Source organism: Ruminococcus sp. AM26-12LB (genome assembly GCF_003480785.1).
GTDB classification, from domain to species: domain Bacteria; phylum Bacillota; class Clostridia; order Lachnospirales; family Lachnospiraceae; genus Blautia_A; species Blautia_A fusiformis.
The window spans coordinates 1,618-1,823 of the sequence record NZ_QUJX01000018.1; positions in this window are offsets into that span (position 1 = coordinate 1,618).

The window sequence follows — 206 nt, forward strand, 5'->3', positions numbered from 1 at the left end:
AGAATGTAACATAAAGAATCATCTACAAAATGTTCTATCTAAATGGCATTGGCCCGAAGGCCCTCCCCCTGCACCCCCACCCTCTTGGGCACGGAAGGAGTTCTGCGTTGTTGTGTGTGCTGTGTTGTTGACTTTTGTCTGTATGCTGCGGTACTCAGAATGGAACGTTGTGCCGATCTGGTTTCTGTATTCTTCGGTACTTATAG